This window comes from Sphingomonas koreensis, from assembly GCF_002797435.1.
Classification (GTDB): Bacteria; Pseudomonadota; Alphaproteobacteria; order Sphingomonadales; family Sphingomonadaceae; genus Sphingomonas; species Sphingomonas koreensis.
In genome coordinates this window covers 1,478,697-1,492,844 of sequence record NZ_PGEN01000001.1, presented here as the reverse complement: position 1 = coordinate 1,492,844, position 14,148 = coordinate 1,478,697, and the positions used below count along the sequence as shown (strand labels likewise).

Annotated in this window: 19 protein-coding genes; 7 read left to right on the top strand and 12 right to left on the bottom strand. The window is 67.2% G+C overall.

Annotation, left to right across the window (positions count from 1 at the left end; genetic code table 11):
- Window positions 1-2 precede the first annotated feature (2 nt).
- The 4 genes from BDW16_RS06985 to BDW16_RS06970 form a co-directional block, all read right to left on the bottom strand.
- On the bottom strand, window positions 3-899 hold the full coding sequence (locus tag BDW16_RS06985) for an alpha/beta fold hydrolase (protein ID WP_066580196.1): 897 nt from the start codon (window positions 897-899) through the stop codon (window positions 3-5).
- A 3-nt stretch (window positions 900-902) separates the two neighbouring features.
- Window positions 903-1,106, bottom strand: a complete 204-nt coding sequence (locus BDW16_RS06980) for a helix-turn-helix transcriptional regulator (protein ID WP_066580194.1) — start codon at window positions 1,104-1,106, stop codon at window positions 903-905.
- Complete coding sequence (locus BDW16_RS06975) at window positions 1,103-1,513, bottom strand: hypothetical protein (protein ID WP_066580193.1); 411 nt, start codon at window positions 1,511-1,513, stop codon at window positions 1,103-1,105. Before BDW16_RS06975 ends, BDW16_RS06980 begins: the two co-directional genes overlap by 4 nt.
- A gap of 67 nt (window positions 1,514-1,580) precedes the next feature.
- Window positions 1,581-2,990, bottom strand: a complete 1,410-nt coding sequence (locus tag BDW16_RS06970) for a UDP-N-acetylmuramate--L-alanine ligase (protein ID WP_066580191.1) — start codon at window positions 2,988-2,990, stop codon at window positions 1,581-1,583.
- 154 nt (window positions 2,991-3,144) lie between these two features.
- Here BDW16_RS06970 and BDW16_RS06965 point away from each other — a divergent pair, with 154 nt between their 5' ends.
- Window positions 3,145-3,960, top strand: a complete 816-nt coding sequence (locus BDW16_RS06965; RefSeq protein WP_066580188.1) for an LD-carboxypeptidase — start codon at window positions 3,145-3,147, stop codon at window positions 3,958-3,960.
- On the opposite strand, the gene BDW16_RS06960 is transcribed toward BDW16_RS06965, so the two are convergent.
- The 3 genes from BDW16_RS06960 to BDW16_RS06950 form a co-directional block, all read right to left on the bottom strand.
- Entirely contained in the window at window positions 3,957-4,778 is an 822-nt protein-coding gene (locus BDW16_RS06960; RefSeq protein WP_241230539.1) for a ubiquinone biosynthesis protein COQ4, read from the bottom strand. The two genes, BDW16_RS06965 and BDW16_RS06960, sit on opposite strands and share 4 nt — an antisense overlap.
- Before the next feature lie 64 nt (window positions 4,779-4,842).
- Window positions 4,843-5,946 (bottom strand): DNA polymerase III subunit beta, encoded by a 1,104-nt coding sequence (gene dnaN, locus BDW16_RS06955; protein WP_066580184.1) that lies wholly within the window; start codon window positions 5,944-5,946, stop codon window positions 4,843-4,845.
- A gap of 192 nt (window positions 5,947-6,138) precedes the next feature.
- Window positions 6,139-6,735, bottom strand: coding sequence for an outer membrane protein (locus tag BDW16_RS06950; protein ID WP_066580183.1), 597 nt, complete (start codon window positions 6,733-6,735; stop codon window positions 6,139-6,141).
- 177 nt (window positions 6,736-6,912) lie between these two features.
- On the opposite strand from BDW16_RS06950, the gene BDW16_RS06945 reads away from it, so the two are divergent.
- Window positions 6,913-7,542, top strand: coding sequence for a histidine phosphatase family protein (locus BDW16_RS06945; RefSeq protein WP_083954374.1), 630 nt, complete (start codon window positions 6,913-6,915; stop codon window positions 7,540-7,542).
- Window positions 7,539-8,003 carry a hypothetical protein gene (locus BDW16_RS06940; RefSeq protein ID WP_066580180.1) on the top strand — a complete coding sequence of 155 codons (465 nt, stop codon included), beginning with the start codon at window positions 7,539-7,541 and terminating at the stop codon, window positions 8,001-8,003. The genes BDW16_RS06945 and BDW16_RS06940 overlap by 4 nt, the downstream gene beginning before the upstream one ends.
- Window positions 8,004-8,036: 33 nt before the next feature.
- On the opposite strand, the gene BDW16_RS06935 is transcribed toward BDW16_RS06940, so the two are convergent.
- The gene (locus tag BDW16_RS06935) at window positions 8,037-8,405 is read right to left on the bottom strand and encodes a DUF4168 domain-containing protein (protein ID WP_066579461.1); all 369 of its coding nucleotides are present in this window, start codon (window positions 8,403-8,405) and stop codon (window positions 8,037-8,039) included.
- 174 nt (window positions 8,406-8,579) lie between these two features.
- On the opposite strand from BDW16_RS06935, the gene rlmN reads away from it, so the two are divergent.
- Both rlmN and BDW16_RS06925 read left to right on the top strand, forming a co-directional pair.
- Window positions 8,580-9,764, top strand: a complete 1,185-nt coding sequence (gene rlmN, locus BDW16_RS06930) for a dual-specificity RNA methyltransferase RlmN (RefSeq protein WP_066579463.1) — start codon at window positions 8,580-8,582, stop codon at window positions 9,762-9,764.
- On the top strand, window positions 9,761-10,189 hold the full coding sequence (locus BDW16_RS06925; RefSeq protein ID WP_066579465.1) for a GNAT family N-acetyltransferase: 429 nt from the start codon (window positions 9,761-9,763) through the stop codon (window positions 10,187-10,189). The genes rlmN and BDW16_RS06925 overlap by 4 nt, the downstream gene beginning before the upstream one ends.
- 9 nt (window positions 10,190-10,198) lie before the next feature.
- Here the strand turns inward: BDW16_RS06925 and BDW16_RS06920 are convergent, their stop codons facing one another.
- Together BDW16_RS06920 and BDW16_RS06915 are read right to left on the bottom strand one after the other, a co-directional pair.
- Entirely contained in the window at window positions 10,199-11,095 is an 897-nt protein-coding gene (locus BDW16_RS06920; RefSeq protein ID WP_066579473.1) for an NAD(P)/FAD-dependent oxidoreductase, read from the bottom strand.
- Window positions 11,085-11,549, bottom strand: coding sequence for an Rrf2 family transcriptional regulator (locus BDW16_RS06915; protein ID WP_066579476.1), 465 nt, complete (start codon window positions 11,547-11,549; stop codon window positions 11,085-11,087). The genes BDW16_RS06920 and BDW16_RS06915 overlap by 11 nt, the downstream gene beginning before the upstream one ends.
- Window positions 11,550-11,624: 75 nt before the next feature.
- On the opposite strand from BDW16_RS06915, the gene BDW16_RS06910 reads away from it, so the two are divergent.
- Window positions 11,625-12,383 (top strand): sulfite exporter TauE/SafE family protein, encoded by a 759-nt coding sequence (locus tag BDW16_RS06910; RefSeq protein ID WP_066579477.1) that lies wholly within the window; start codon window positions 11,625-11,627, stop codon window positions 12,381-12,383.
- Window positions 12,384-12,421: 38 nt separating this feature from the next.
- On the opposite strand, the gene BDW16_RS06905 is transcribed toward BDW16_RS06910, so the two are convergent.
- The gene (locus tag BDW16_RS06905; RefSeq protein ID WP_066579479.1) at window positions 12,422-12,853 is read right to left on the bottom strand and encodes an endonuclease domain-containing protein; all 432 of its coding nucleotides are present in this window, start codon (window positions 12,851-12,853) and stop codon (window positions 12,422-12,424) included.
- A 91-nt stretch (window positions 12,854-12,944) separates the two neighbouring features.
- Window positions 12,945-13,283 (bottom strand): winged helix-turn-helix transcriptional regulator, encoded by a 339-nt coding sequence (locus tag BDW16_RS06900; protein ID WP_066579481.1) that lies wholly within the window; start codon window positions 13,281-13,283, stop codon window positions 12,945-12,947.
- 113 nt (window positions 13,284-13,396) lie between these two features.
- On the opposite strand from BDW16_RS06900, the gene BDW16_RS06895 reads away from it, so the two are divergent.
- Window positions 13,397-14,098, top strand: a complete 702-nt coding sequence (locus BDW16_RS06895) for a glutathione S-transferase family protein (RefSeq protein WP_066579484.1) — start codon at window positions 13,397-13,399, stop codon at window positions 14,096-14,098.
- The last annotated feature ends 50 nt before the right edge of the window (window positions 14,099-14,148 follow it).

The following is a 14,148-nucleotide window of genomic DNA, read 5'->3' as shown; positions in this document are numbered from 1 at the left end:
ACTCACTCGGCGAGGAACGCCTTCACTTCGGCCGCGAAACGCGCCGGCTGGTCGAGCATGATGAAGTGATAGCTGTCCGGCACGGCGACCAGCTTGGCCGGGGTCCCGGCGAAGGGCGGCTCCCACAGCGCCTTGGCGCGCGCCTCTCCGACGCCGGCGGCATAGAGGATCGTGAAGGGACGGGCGGTGACCTTGCCGAGCTCCGGGCCGATATCGGTCACCATATCCTCGTACATCGCCTGCGCGACGACGCGCGCATCCGCCTTGCTCGACCAGTTGGCCACGCGGATTCGACCGTCGGGATTGTTCGACCAGATGCCGCCGGGATCGGCCGTCACAACGGGCGCAGCGCGGGCGCGGTCGTAGGAGGCTGCCATCATCGTGCGCATCTGAGCGGCGCGCGGTTCGATGCTGGCGGGGGTCGAGGCGGGGTCGAAGATCTTGCCGATGAAGGGCAGTGCATCGACCACCATGACCCGCCCGATCCGGTCGGGATGCCGCGCCGCCATCATCATCGCGATCAGGCCGCCATAGCTGTGGCCGATCACCGCCGGCTTGCCGGCGTTGCGCGCCTTCGCATCGGCCAGGACGTCCGCGATGACGCCATCGGTCACGCCGGGCTTAAGGTTGGCGCCCGGATCGTCGCCGCCAAAGCCGTTGACCTGGACGAGCAATATCTTGTGCGTCTTTGCCAGTTCCGGTGCGATCTCGTCCCACACCGCGCGCGGGCTCGCCAGACCCGGGATCAGATAGACGGGCGGGCCGCTGCCCATCTCGACGATCGAGATATGGGCGGTACGCGCTTCGGTGGCGGGTCGCGCCTGCTGGGCGGTCGCGAACTCGACAGGTGCGAGGATCGATGCGGCGATCGCCGCGGCTTGAAGGATGAGTCGGCGCATGGATCAGCCCTCTTTGGACGGGTTCTGGAAAATCTGCTCGATGGCGAGCTCGAACAGGTCGGCGATGCGGAAGGCAAGGGGGAGCGAAGGGTCGTAGCGGCCGGTCTCGATCGCGTTGACGCTTTGGCGCGAGACCTCCAGCCGCTCGGCCAGGTCTTGCTGACTCCAGCCGCGTTCGGCGCGCAGCACGCGAAGCCGGTTCCTCATGCGGCACCGTCCGTGTGCTTGTCGCGCCAGTTGAGCAGGATCTGCGACACGCCCCAGACGCCGCACCAGAGCGGGAAGGCCAGGAACACCTTCACCGTGCCGACAAGATCCGCGAACTGAAGCATCCCGATCACGCTGGCGAGGCTGAGCAGCACACCGGTGGCGATCAGCATCGAGGTGACGATGCGGTCGCGAACGAACTCGTCGGTCTCTTCGCGCAGATAGAGGCCGAGCACGACGAGCATCCCGGCGATCGGCAAGGCGGTGAGCACCGCCATGATGCCCGCCGCCAGCGGCGACGGATGGATGGCATGGGTCAGGGCGCTATTCCCGGTGACCAGCGCGACGTAGACTAGGGTTACGGTCGTGAAACGCCGAAGATAACGCTTTGCGGCCACAGTGCGCATGGAAAGCTCCCTTGTTCAAATGACAAGTGAGCTTTACGCCGATTCGTGGGGTTGTGTCAACTTAGCTTTACAAAGTGACGTGCAGGCTTTCCAAATGCGCGAGCATCTCCCGTGCGACCAGGCTGAGCGTGTCGTCGCGCGCACCCATGATGACGATGCGGTCGCCGGGCCGTGCCTCTGCGACGAGGTGCGCGGCGGCGGCGGCGCGATCGGGGATATGGCGTGCGTCGCGGCCCGATGCGGCGATATCGGCGACGATGTCCGCACTCGTCACCTCGCGGCTGACGGTGCCGCCCTGATAGACCGGGTCGGGCAGGACGAGCCGGTCACCGGGGGCGAGCTTGTTCACGAACATCTCGACCAGCTCGCGGCGCATCACCTTGAGCGGGCCGTAGCCGTGTGGCTGGAACAGCGCGAGGACGCGGCCGGGAAAGGCGTGGAGCGTGTCGAGCGTGGCGGCGATCTTGTCGGGATTGTGCCCGAAATCGTCGATCACCGCGACGCCGTTCGCCTCGCCCACCAGCTCGAAGCGGCGGCGCAGGCCGGTAAAGCCTTCGATCGCGCGCACAGCGTCGGGCAGCGCGATCCCGGCCGCGACGCTCGCCCCGATCGCGGCGAGCGCGTTGGCGACATTGTGGCGGCCCGGCACGGCGAGGCGGACGGGCAGGGCGGCGTCCCTGGTCACCAGCTCGAAGCGGACCGCGAAGGCCTCCAGCGCAAGATTGCGTGCCGACAGATCGGCATCGCCCTCGACCGCGAAGGTCGTGGTGCGGCTGCGGTCGAGCGCCATCGCCAGCGCGGCGCTTTCCGCGTCGCCGACATTGACCACGGTCGTCCGCGCCTTGGCCGCGAAATCGCCGAACAGCGTGCGCAGTTCCTCAAGGCTCTTGTGGTCGAGGCTGACATTGTTGAGCACCGCGACATGCGGGCTGTAGAGCGCGATCGATCCGTCGCTCTCGTCCACCTCGCTGACGTAGAAATCGTCGCTGCCGACCAGCGCGCTGGCGAAGGGCGCGTCGGGGCGGACGAAGTTCTTCATCACTGCGCCGTTCATCACCGTCGGGTCGCCGCCCAGCGAATGCAGGATCCAGGCGATCATGCCGGTGACGGTCGACTTGCCGCTGGTGCCTGCCACGCCGATCGAGGTGCCGGCGGCGTTGAACAGGGCGGCGTTGAGCTCGGCGCGGGTCATGCGCGGGCAGCCAAGCTCGGCGGCGCGGACCATGTCGGGGACGGTCTCCTCGACCGCGGCGGAGGCGATCACCGTCTGATCGGGCGAGACGATGCCGCTGCCGTCCTGCGGGAACAGGTCGATGCCGAGCGCGCGCAACGCATCGAACTTGGCGGGCAGGCGGCCCGAATCGAGGCTGCGGTCCGAACCGGCGACCTTCGCGCCTTGCCCGGCCAGGATCATCGCGAGCGGCATCATGCCGCTGCCTCCGATCCCGACGAAAAAACAGGATTTGCCGTGTTGCATCGTCGCGGGCTATCGGCGCTTGTGCTCGGTACAGCAAGACTGAACCGGTTGCGGCACCGGCCCGCTCCCCCGCCCGGCCACCCATAGGATACTGGCGTTGGGTGGCCGGGCGGGGGAGCGGGCCGGCGCCGCCCAACGGATCAAGGGGCAAGGAATGCGGATCGGCGTCGTCGCACCGGCACGGACAGTCACCGAGGAATCGGCGGTGCGGATGAAGGCGTTCATGGCGCTGACCTATCCGCGGCACGAGATCGTGTTCCACCCGCAATGCTTCGTGACCGAGGGGCATTTCGCCGGACCGGACGAATATCGCGCCGCGGCGTTTCTGGAATTCGCCAACGATCCCGCGTTCGACGCGATCTGGTTCGCGCGCGGCGGCTACGGCTCCAACCGCATCCTCGACATGGCGATGCCCCAGCTGGGCCCGGCGGCGCGGAACAAGACCTATATCGGCTATTCCGACATGGGGTTCATGCTCGGCGCGCTCTATGCCCGGCGGATCGGGCGGCAGGCGCATGGATCGATGGCGAGCGCGATGGGCCGCGACGACAAGGGCGTGGATGCCGGCTGGGTGCTCGGCTGGCTGATCGACGGCGATCGACGCGGGCTGGAGCCGACGCTCGACGGCCGGCCGGCGGCGGCGTTCAACCTCGCCATCCTGACCGCGATGATCGGCACGCCCTGGCTGCCCGACCTCACCGATCATGTGCTGCACATCGAGGAAGTCGGCGAGCCGGTGTACCGAATCGACCGGATGCTGTTCCAGATGGCGCATGCGACCCAGCTTCAGGGGATTGCGGGCGTGCGGCTGGGCGCAGTGACCGACATCGTCGACAATGACGTGCCGTTCGGCGAATCGATCGAGCAGATGATCGTCCGCTGGTGCCGCGAGATGGGCGTGCCCTATCTCGGCCGATCGGGCATCGGGCACATCGCGCTCAACCGCGTGGTGCCGTTCGGGGTCGCTTAGAGCCCGACCAGCCCGGCGGCCTCGAGCTCGGCCTGGGCCTGACGGTAGAGCTTGGGATCGCCGATGTTGAGACGGCGGCGCGCGGCGTCGAGCGGCTCGTACATCAGCGCCTCGTAATCCTCGTTCGACAGCCATTTGGCGCGCTTGCCGTGACGGCGGCCCTCGAGCACGGCCTTGGTGAAGGTGCGCTTGCCGGTGATCTTCAGGCTCTTCAGCGCAGCGCCCGCGGCGATGAACGCCCAGCCGAGGCCGCCGGTCTGCGAATAGGAGAAGGCGACGAGGCAAGCCTCCCCCAGCGGTTCGTCGGCCTGATAGCCGGTCAGGATGTGCCAGATGTCATGGATGTCGCGCTCGCGCCGGCCGAACCAGGCGTGCGGATGTTCGACGTCGCGTTCGATCTCGGCGTCCTCGTAGCTGACGTCCGCCAGCCCTTGCGCCGAATAGCCGGTGCGGTCGAGAAAGGCGCGATAGGCGGCGCCGACGCTGCCTTCGGGAAGCGAATCGATCCAGGTTCGATCCGAGAAGCGCTGCGACAGTTCGACGCGGTGATAGGCGAGGCGGCCGCCCTGCGCGGTCGACAGCAGCCGGCGGTAGTTCTTCTGCACCGTGTCGCCGTTGAGTGCGCGCATGATGCGGAATACCTGGACGGTATCGTCGGCGTTGCCGAGCAGCTTGATCAGCGCGCGCAGTGCCGTGCCCCATTCGCGCTTGCGCGGTTTGCCCCAGTCGATCGGCTGTGAAGCCGGCGGCCGAGGCGTTGGCGCCTGCGAAACAGGTGCCTGCGTGGAGGACGGCTGCATCTGCGCTTGCGTGGCCATGATCGCTTATCCTTACTGACAATCGTGTCAATAAGCCATTATCGCCCCGCGTACAAGGGTCGAGTCAGACCCGCATCGGCATCAGCACGTAGAGCGCGGGCGACTTGTCGTTCTCCCGGATCAGCGTCGGCGCGGCGGCGTCGGCCAGATGCACTTCGACCAGATCGCCCTCGACTTGGCCTAGAATGTCCATCAGGTAGCGCGAGTTGAAGCCGATCTCGAACGGCTGCGCGGCGTACTCGCCAGGCACGTCTTCCGCCGCGGTGCCATTGTCCGGGCTGGTGACCGAGAGGGTGATGCGATCGCGGTCGAGCGCCATCTTCACCGCGCGCGTCTTCTCGGTCGCGATGGTCGAGACGCGATCGACGCCTTCCATGAAGCTCTTGGGATCGATCTTCAGGATCTTGTCGTTGCCGGTGGGAATCACGCGGCTGTAGTCAGGGAAGGTGCCGTCGATCAGCTTCGAGGTAAGAATCGCCGCACCGAGGTCGAAGCGGATCTTCGAACCCGACAGCGATACGCCGACCGAACCGTCGACCTCGTCGAGCAGCTTGCGCAGCTCAGCCACGCATTTGCGCGGCACGATCACGTCGGGCATCGATTCGGCGCCGTCGGGACGCGCCACGGTGACGCGGGCGAGGCGGTGACCGTCGGTCGCCGCGGCCTTCAGCGTGTCGTCGGCCACGTGCAGGAAGATGCCGTTGAGATAGTAGCGAGTCTCTTCGGTCGAGATCGCGAAGCGGGTCTTGTCGATGATCTGCTTGAGGATCTCGGCCGACAGCTCGAACACCGTCGGCAGTTCACCCTCGGCGATCACCGGGAAATCGTCGCGCGGCAGCGTGCCCAGCTCGAACTTGGCGCGGCCGGCGTTGATCTTGATCTTGCCCTCGGCCGCGGTCAATTCGACCTGCGACCCCTCGGGAAGCTTGCGCGCGATGTCGAACAGCGTGTGCGCCGAGACGGTGATCGCGCCGGCCTGATCGACCGCCGCCGGAACGGTCTCGTCGATCTGCAGGTCGAGGTCGGTCGCCATCAGGCGCAGCGAACCTTCGGCCGAAGCCTCGATCAGCACGTTGGACAGGATCGGAATCGTGTTGCGCCGCTCCACCACGGACTGGACGTGGCTCAGGCCCCTCAACAGCGTTGCGCGTTCGATCGTCGCTTTCATGTGTATTCAAACCCCCGGCCGGGCGGCCTCAAGAACTGTCGCCTGTCAGACGGCGCACGGATAGCCGTCGGAAGTTCGAGATATCCTTAACGTGAAAAAGGGCCGGAGCAAGCGCTCCGGCCCTTCCTATCGCATCATTTTGGGCATCATCTGTGGACGATGCCGAGTCGATCCGAGTCTTGAGCGAGTCGCTTAGAACCGGATGCCGACGCCAGCGACCACCTGATGACGGTCGATGTCGATATCGTAGCCGTCGATCTTGCCGTAGTTCGAGTAGCGATACTCGCCCTTCAGATACATGTTGCTCGACAGCTTGAACTCGGCACCGGCACCGATACGGAAGCCTTCCATATCGTCGCTGATCTCGGTCTTGGTGTTGCCGACTTCATAGGTCGTGTTGACCTTGGCGTTGGTGTAGCCGCCCTTTGCATAGAGCAGGGTGGTCGGGGTGATCGCGACGCCGGCGCGTGCGCCGACATAGATGTCGCGGCCCATGTCCGTGACCAGACGGTCGCCCGCGACCAGCAGGCTGTCGGCGCGCGTGTCGACGCTCGAACCGGTCAGCTCCGCCTCGGCGCCGATCACCGCGCCGCCGATCTGGAAATCATAGCCGATCGCGCCGCCATAGGTGACGCCATCGCTCGAGCCGGCGTCCTGACCGGTGCCATCCTTGGCGGTGTCATAGCCGACCAGCGCCTCGATCCGGGGGCCGGTGAAGCTCGTGTCCTGCGCGAACGCCGGGGTCGCCATTGCGCTTGCAGCCAGAGCCGCCAGAACCAGTTTACGCATAAATACTCCTGTACAAATACACACCCGCTTGGGCAGGTGACGGCTCAATGCGCCAAATCATGCTGCGTTGCATGAACGCCCGATAAACGCGGAAAACCGTTGCTTTTTGGCCACAGCGGGCCTTAGATTCGGTTCGCGCTACGCGGGCGCAGCATGAGAGGCGAAGGATTGGGGCGGATGGCGAGACGGGGCCGCGACTTCATCGCCCGGCATGGCGAGACCGTGTTCAACGCAGCGCGCAGGCTGCAGGGCGATCACCTCCATACCCCGCTTTCCCGTGCCGGATTCGCCCAGGCGGACGAGATGGGCCGCGCGTTGCGCAATGCCCTGGGCGTGAAGCCGAAGCTCGCTCTCTGGGCCTCGAATACCGGGCGGGCGCTCCAGACGCTCGCAGTGATTGCCGAGCATCTCGAGCTCGACTGGCACGGCGCACGGCAGGATCTGCGCCTGACCGAAATCGGCATGGGGATGTGGGGCGGGCGCTATTATTCCGATGTGATCGGCGAAGTGGGGCCGGTCGTCACCGCGGAAGGGCTGCTGCGCCCCGCGCCGGATGGCGAACGCTATGATCAGATCGCCGCCCGGGTATCGGGATGGCTGGCGGATACCGACGATGACCCGGGCGACCGGCTGGTCATCATGCACGGTATTTCCAGCCGCGTTCTGCGCGGCGTGATGACGGGCGGCGAAGTCCATCCCGAGTTCGGCGCGCCCATCGCGGCGGGGTTGCCGCAGGGATCGGTGGTGGCGATCGAGCGCGGCGTTGAGACCGTGATCCACACCGGCGCCGGCTACGCGCCAGCGTGATTACGGGCGCGCTCATCCTGTTGGCCGCGCTCCAGGGGCAGGGCCGCGAATCGCTGGGCGTGTTCGACAGCTGGGGCGCGTTTCGCGATGCGGCGCCGCAGCGCTGCTATGCGATCAGCCAGCCGCCCCAGAATGCGCGGGGCGCGTTCGCCAGCATCGCCAACTGGCCGCGAACGGCCGCCCGCAACCAGCTGCACATCCGCCTGAGCCGCACGCGCGATCCGCGCGCCAAGGTGACGCTGTCGGTCGGGGAGCGGCGGTTCGAGCTGATGGCCGGGCCGGACGATGCCTGGGCGCCGGACGCCCGCACGGACGCCGCGATCGTCTCTGCGATGCGGTCAAGCCGCAGCATGAGCGTGGAAAGCCTGGCGAGAGGCGGCGGCGCCTTCGCAGATACCTACGCCCTCAAGGGCGCAGCCACTGCGATCGACGCCGCCGCCTTGGGCTGCGCGCGGCCCTAGGCCAGTCCGCGCAACCCGGGGGGGGGGGGACGATTACTGGGTCGGTGTAGTCCCCGCCTGCTGTTCGGCGACGATCGCCGCCTGAACCTTCTGCTGAAGCGCCGGATCGGCCTGCGACGCCTGCGCAATCTCGTTGAAGCGCGCCGGGGGAAGACCGCTGCCGCTTACGGCTTCGGCCATCTTCTTCTGCTTGTCGGCGGCGGGGACGGCGGCGTCCTTGTTCACCTTGTCGACTGCAAGGGCGGCCTTGGCGAACAGCTTGAGCTCGGCATCGGTGACCGCCGATGGTGCCGCGGTCGAGGCCTGCGGTGCCGATTCGGCGGGTGCCGCAGTGTCCTGGGCCAGCGCAGGGGTCGCGATCAGCGTGGCGCCGGCCAGCATCAGAGCGTGACGAAACTTCATAACAGACTCTCCAGTTGCAAAACTCGGGTTTCCCCACGCCAATGGTTTCAGGGCGAAACTGGTTGCGGCAACCGCGGTTCGACGCGGCGAGCCGTGGGCGCGGCAAGGTGGGGAGTGGATTTTCGGCCCGTTTTCTCCTATGTGCGCCGGATGCAGACAGCCTCGGCCGCCCCCATGCCCATTCCCGGGCACATTGATCCCGTGCCCGTCCCGCGTGCGCTGAAGCCGCGCGCCGATGGACGTATCGACCTGCTCGGCCTGTCCAAGCTGGACCTGCGCATGGCGCTCGAGACCTCTCAGCTCGAGCCAAAACAGGCCAAATTGCGCGCCAAGCAGCTGTGGCACTGGATCTACAATCGCGGCGTAACCGACTTCAGCCTGATGACCGACATCTCGAAGACGATGCAGCCCTGGCTGGCGCAGCGTTTCGTGATCTCGCGTCCCGAGGTGATCGAGGCGCAGGTCTCGACCGACGGCACGCGCAAATGGCTGCTCCGTTCGGACGACGGGCAGGATTACGAGATGGTGTTCATCCCCGACGCCGACCGCGGAACCCTGTGCGTGTCGAGCCAGGTGGGCTGTACGCTCAACTGCCGCTTCTGCCACACCGGCACGATGCGCCTCGTCCGCAATCTCGAGCCGGGCGAGATCGTCGGTCAGGTGATGCTGGCGCGCGACGCGCTCGGCGAATGGCCGAGCCAGCCCGACGGGCGCATGCTCACCAACATCGTGATGATGGGCATGGGCGAGCCGCTCTACAATTTCGACAATGTCCGCGATGCGCTCAGGATCGTGATGGACGGCGACGGCCTGGCGCTCTCCAAGCGCCGCATCACGCTCTCGACCAGCGGCGTGGTGCCGATGATGGAGCGCGCGGGCGAGGAGATCGGCGTCAACCTCGCGGTCTCGCTGCACGCGGTGACCAAGGAAGTGCGCGACGAGATCGTGCCCCTGAACCGCAAGTTCGGCATCGAGGAACTGCTCCAGGCCTGCGCCGATTATCCCGGTGCGAACAACGCGCGACGCATCACGTTCGAATATGTGATGCTCAAGGACAAGAACGACAGCGACGACGACGCGCGCGAGCTGGTTCGGCTGATCAAGCAGTACAAGCTGCCCGCCAAGGTCAACCTGATCCCGTTCAATCCCTGGCCCGGCGCGCCGTATGAATGCTCGACGCCCGAGCGCATCCGTGCGTTTCAGGAGATCGTGTTCGGCGCCGGCATCTCCGCGCCCGCCCGCACCCCGCGCGGCCGCGACATCGACGCCGCGTGCGGTCAGCTCAAGACCGCGGCGGAGAAGAAGTCGCGCGCCGAGCTCGACCGGCTGGCCGAAGAGAAGCAGGCCGCGCTCGGTTGAGCGCCGGCGTCGGGATCGAACGGATCGCGACGATCGATCCGGCGATGCTCGCGCAGTGCGATTTCAGCTTCGATCCGGCGGTCGGCGCCTATCCGTTCGACAGCGCGCTTGCGGTTCCCCGGTCGGGGCGGATGATCGCGGTTGCGCGCACCGACGGTCGCGTCGCGGGCTATCTCGCCTGCCTGTCCGATGGCGCTTCGGCGGAGATGCGTCGCATCGAGATCGACCGCGGCTACCGGGGGCAGGGCCTGGGGCGCCGCTTGCTTGACGAAGCGCGGAACTGGGCCTGGGCGACGGGTCTGTCTGCGCTTTGGCTCGAGACGCTGGCGGACAATCCCGCCGCGGGGCGCTTCTTCGGGCGATACGGCTTCACCCTGACCGTGCGGGGCGACGTGCTGCATTGGCGGATGCCACTGCCGGGCTGAGCGGGTGCGTCAGCCAAACACCAGTGCCCGGTGCGCGGCGGTGCCTGCGGTGACACCGTCGGCGACCGCCCAGCTCACGCTGTGCGGCATCCGCGCGACATCGCCCGCGGCATAGACGCCCGGCACGCTGGTCAGCTTCATCGCGTCGGTGCGGATGACTTGGCCCATCGGGGTCTGTTCGAGCGCGCAGCCGAGCTGGTGCGCGAGCGGGCTGCCGAACTCCATTTCCGGCGCGACATACAGGGCTTCGATCGCGATCTGCCTGCCATCGGCCAGCGCGACATGGCTGAGCGACTTGCCCGGACCTGCCAGCGCGGCGACCGGCGCCGGCTCAAGCGCGATGCCGTGCGCGGCGAGGTCCGCTGCGCCTTCGGCATCGGGCATGGGCGCGCCATTGAGGAACAGCGTGACCGGGCCCCATTCGGCGATCAGCGGCGCATGATGGAACGACAGGGGGGACGAATAGAGGATGCCGAGCGGCCTGTCGGCAAACTCATAGCCATGGCAATAGGGGCAGTGGATCACGCTGTGCCCCCAGCGTTCGGCGAGCCCGTCGATCGAGGGCAAGCGATCGCGGATGCCAAAGGCGAGGATCAGCTTGTGCGCGGTGCGCTCGCTTCCGTCCGCCAGCGTGACCGCAAAGCCGTCGCCGTTGCGGCGAACCTCCGCGACTCGGCCCTGAGTGAGGCTCGCGCTGGGATAGGCGGCGAGCTGCGCGCGGGCGGTGGCCAGTATCGCGCGCGGATCGCTGCCGTCATGGCCCAGAAAGCCGTGCGAGGCGGCGGCGAAGCGGTTGCGCGGCTCATCCGCATCGATCACCGCGACGTCGCGGCGGGCGCGCGCGAGATAGGTCGCGGCGGCGAGGCCTGCGAAGCTGCCGCCGATCACGATCACGTCATGCTGCATGGGCGTCCTCCAGTCGATGCGGGCCGCGATGCGCGGCGAGGCGTTCGTGGAAGTCCGCGCTGAGCGCGGCGAGGGTGACGTCGCCGAGCCGGGCGAGCAGCAGCGCCTCGGCCTCGCCGAACGCCTGTTCGAGCGCGGCATTGACCGCCTGTTCGACCAGACAGCCCGGGGATTCGGTGCGGTTGCCGAGCGCGAACAGCCCGGGCGCGCCGAGCGCGTCATAGATGTTACGCAGGGTGAGCGTCTCGAGATCGCATGCGATGGTCCAGCCGCCGCCATGCCCCTTTTCGGCGCGGACATAGCCCTGATCGCGCAAGCCCGCCATGATCCGGCGGATGACGACCGGGTTGGTCTGCATCGCGCGGGCGAGTGCCTCGGAGGTCACCGGCCCGTCCATCTCGGCCATGTGCAACAGGACGTGGAGCACGCCCGACAAGCGACTGTCTCTTTTCATGTAACATTAGATGTTGCGTGTAAGCCGGCGTGTCAAGGCTCGACTTTGGCGGCGGGTTGGGCTCTAGCCCCGGCGATGGTCGATCTCGCTTCCTTCGCGCTTGCCGCTGCCGCGGGTGTCGTCGGGGGCGCGATGAATGGCCTTGCTGGCGGCGGATCCTTCGCGACCCTGCCCGCGCTGATCGCGCTGGGGCTGCCCGCCAATATCGCCAACGCCACCTCCAACGTCGCGCTGCTGCCCGGCGCGGCGGCGAGCGCCTGGGGCTTTCGCGACGAACTGGGGCCGGTGGCCGGGTTGTCGGTGGTGGTTCTGGCGGCGATCACCTTTGTCGGCGGGATCGCGGGCAGCCTGTTGCTGGTGCTGACGCCGAGCGACATGTTCGACATCATCGTCCCCTGGCTGCTGCTGTTCGCCTTCGTCGTGATGCTGTTCGGGCGGAGCGCGGCGGACTGGCTGCACGCGCGGGTGACGATCGGCCGGCCGACGCTGGTCGGCGCGCAATCGGTGCTGGGCGTCTATGGCGGCTATTTCGGCGGCGGCGTGGGCCTCATCACCACCGCGGTCTATGGCCTGCTTGCCAATATCCAGCCGCGTGAGTTGTTCGCGATCCGCACGCTGATGCTGTCGGTCGCCAACCTCGCCGCGGCGATCGTCTTCACCACCTTTGCGATGGTGTGGTGGTGGGCGTGCCTGCCGATGCTGGCAGGATCGGTGATCGGCGGCTGGGCGGGGGCCGCGATCGGGAAACGGCTGTCGGCGCGGGCGGTGCGGGTGTGGACGCTGCTGGTGACGGCGACGACGACGGTGATCTTCTTTGTGCGGGCGTACGGGTAGGGCGGGGGCGTGCTGGTGACCTGATAGCTGACCTTTCATTATCCTCCCCCGCCAGGGGGAGGTGGCGCCGAAGGTGACGGAGGGGGCGGACGGCGATCCGCCATGATATTGTCCCGCCGCTCTATTGCGAGTGCCAGGATGTGCCGCATGACGCCCTCAAGGTTGCCGAGCACTTCGCGGGCCGGATAGCGCATCACCCGTACGCCGCGCGATATGAGCCAGGTGTCGCGCATCGCGTCGTTCCGCGGGCGATCGCCCCGCTCATGCGATTCGCCGTCGACTTCGATCGCCAGTCGCGCGGGCGCGCAGTAGAAATCTAGGACGTAGTTTCCGGCGGCATGCTGCCTGCGGAACCGGAGACCTGCGGCGTTGTCGCGCAGCGCCAGCCACAGGGCGATCTCAGGCGGGGTCATCTCCCCGCGGAGGCGCTTTGCGTTGCGGTGGCCGCGTTCCGTGCCCTTGAGGCGCATTGTCGTCCTCCCCCTCCGTCATGCTTCGCATGCCACCTCCCCCTGGCGGGGGAGGATAGAGTGCGGCCGGATTCGCCTGTTGCGCAATGCCCTACGCCGCGTCGCGGCGCTCCCTTCGACGGGGGAAGGAGACCGCCCACCAGTCGCCGAGCGCATCGATCAGTGGCATCAACTCGGCACCCGGCGCGCTCAGGCTGTATTCGACGCGCAGCGGAAAGCCTTCATAGGCGGTGCGCGCGACCAGCCCGGCCTCCTCGAGCTTGCGCAGCTCGAGCGTCAGGATGCGATGCGAGATGCTGGGGTTGTCGCGCTGCAGCTCGCTGAAGCGCTTCGGCCCGTCCTTGAGATAATAGAGCAGCAACGTCGCCCAGCGGCCGCTCAGCACGCGCATCGCATCCTCGATCGGGCAGTTCGACACCACGTCCTGCATTTTTTCGGCTCCACTCCAGAAGTGACATTTTTGTGCGTAATTTACTTGGGCGCGCACGTCCCTAAATGCCAGTCACACCGCGCGGTGATCCCCCAAAGATCACGGAGAACATCATGGAACCGACCCTGCTTTACGGCTTCCCGCTGGGAAGCTCGATGGGGCTTGTCGCCTCGCTCGAATGGCTCGGCCAGCCCTATCGGCTGTCCCGCGTCGACATGCTGAGCGAGATGAAGACGCCCGAATATCTGCGCCTCAATCCGCGCGGCGAGACCCCGGTGTTCATCACCGAAGACGGCCGCGTGGTGACCGAGACCATGGCGATCGCCCATTGGATCGAGGCGCGCGATCATGAGCGTCGCGTCAGCTTCGACCCCGGCACGGCGCAGGCCGACCGGATGCATCAGCTGATCGGCTTCATCAACACCGGCTTCACCGGATCCTTCATGCCCTATTGGGTGGCGCTTGAGATGGAAGGGGGCGATCCCGAGTACAAGGCGACGCTGCGCCAGTTCGCACGCGGGCTGGTCAACGACCGGCATGCGCGGCTGGAGGAGATGATCGGCGACGGGCCCTATCTGCTCGGCGATCGTCCGACGCTGGCCGATGGCGTGTTCATCGGCGTCGCCCGCTGGGGTGAATTCCACCAGGCGGTGGAGCCCGGCGCTTATCCGAAGATCGAGGCGCTGATCGAGCGGCTGATGGCCGATCCCGCGGTCGCCTTCGCTCAGGCGCGCGAGTTCGGCGAGACTCCGCCGGGCAGCGGCGCGATGCTGGGCGAAGTGACGCTGGCCGAAATCCTGCGCCAGCACGCCTGAGACAGCCTCCGTCGGTTCGGCCTTGCGCCGGGCCGGCGGAACGGCGATTC

Excerpts from the sequence above, each read along its gene's own strand:
- BDW16_RS06985 (WP_066580196.1), bottom strand. The coding sequence starts at position 899 with ATGCGCCGACTCATCCTTCAAGCCGCGGCGATCGCCGCATCGATCCTC.
- BDW16_RS06980 (WP_066580194.1), bottom strand. The coding sequence starts at position 1,106 with ATGAGGAACCGGCTTCGCGTGCTGCGCGCCGAACGCGGCTGGAGTCAG.
- BDW16_RS06975 (WP_066580193.1), bottom strand. The coding sequence starts at position 1,513 with ATGCGCACTGTGGCCGCAAAGCGTTATCTTCGGCGTTTCACGACCGTA.
- BDW16_RS06970 (WP_066580191.1), bottom strand. The coding sequence starts at position 2,990 with ATGCAACACGGCAAATCCTGTTTTTTCGTCGGGATCGGAGGCAGCGGC.
- BDW16_RS06965 (WP_066580188.1), top strand. The coding sequence starts at position 3,145 with ATGCGGATCGGCGTCGTCGCACCGGCACGGACAGTCACCGAGGAATCG.
- BDW16_RS06960 (WP_241230539.1), bottom strand. The coding sequence starts at position 4,778 with ATGGCCACGCAAGCGCAGATGCAGCCGTCCTCCACGCAGGCACCTGTT.
- dnaN (WP_066580184.1), bottom strand. The coding sequence starts at position 5,946 with ATGAAAGCGACGATCGAACGCGCAACGCTGTTGAGGGGCCTGAGCCAC.
- BDW16_RS06950 (WP_066580183.1), bottom strand. The coding sequence starts at position 6,735 with ATGCGTAAACTGGTTCTGGCGGCTCTGGCTGCAAGCGCAATGGCGACC.
- BDW16_RS06945 (WP_083954374.1), top strand. The coding sequence starts at position 6,913 with ATGGCGAGACGGGGCCGCGACTTCATCGCCCGGCATGGCGAGACCGTG.
- BDW16_RS06935 (WP_066579461.1), bottom strand. The coding sequence starts at position 8,405 with ATGAAGTTTCGTCACGCTCTGATGCTGGCCGGCGCCACGCTGATCGCG.
- rlmN (WP_066579463.1), top strand. The coding sequence starts at position 8,580 with ATGCCCATTCCCGGGCACATTGATCCCGTGCCCGTCCCGCGTGCGCTG.
- BDW16_RS06920 (WP_066579473.1), bottom strand. The coding sequence starts at position 11,095 with ATGCAGCATGACGTGATCGTGATCGGCGGCAGCTTCGCAGGCCTCGCC.
- BDW16_RS06915 (WP_066579476.1), bottom strand. The coding sequence starts at position 11,549 with ATGAAAAGAGACAGTCGCTTGTCGGGCGTGCTCCACGTCCTGTTGCAC.
- BDW16_RS06910 (WP_066579477.1), top strand. The coding sequence starts at position 11,625 with ATGGTCGATCTCGCTTCCTTCGCGCTTGCCGCTGCCGCGGGTGTCGTC.
- BDW16_RS06905 (WP_066579479.1), bottom strand. The coding sequence starts at position 12,853 with ATGCGCCTCAAGGGCACGGAACGCGGCCACCGCAACGCAAAGCGCCTC.
- BDW16_RS06900 (WP_066579481.1), bottom strand. The coding sequence starts at position 13,283 with ATGCAGGACGTGGTGTCGAACTGCCCGATCGAGGATGCGATGCGCGTG.
- BDW16_RS06895 (WP_066579484.1), top strand. The coding sequence starts at position 13,397 with ATGGAACCGACCCTGCTTTACGGCTTCCCGCTGGGAAGCTCGATGGGG.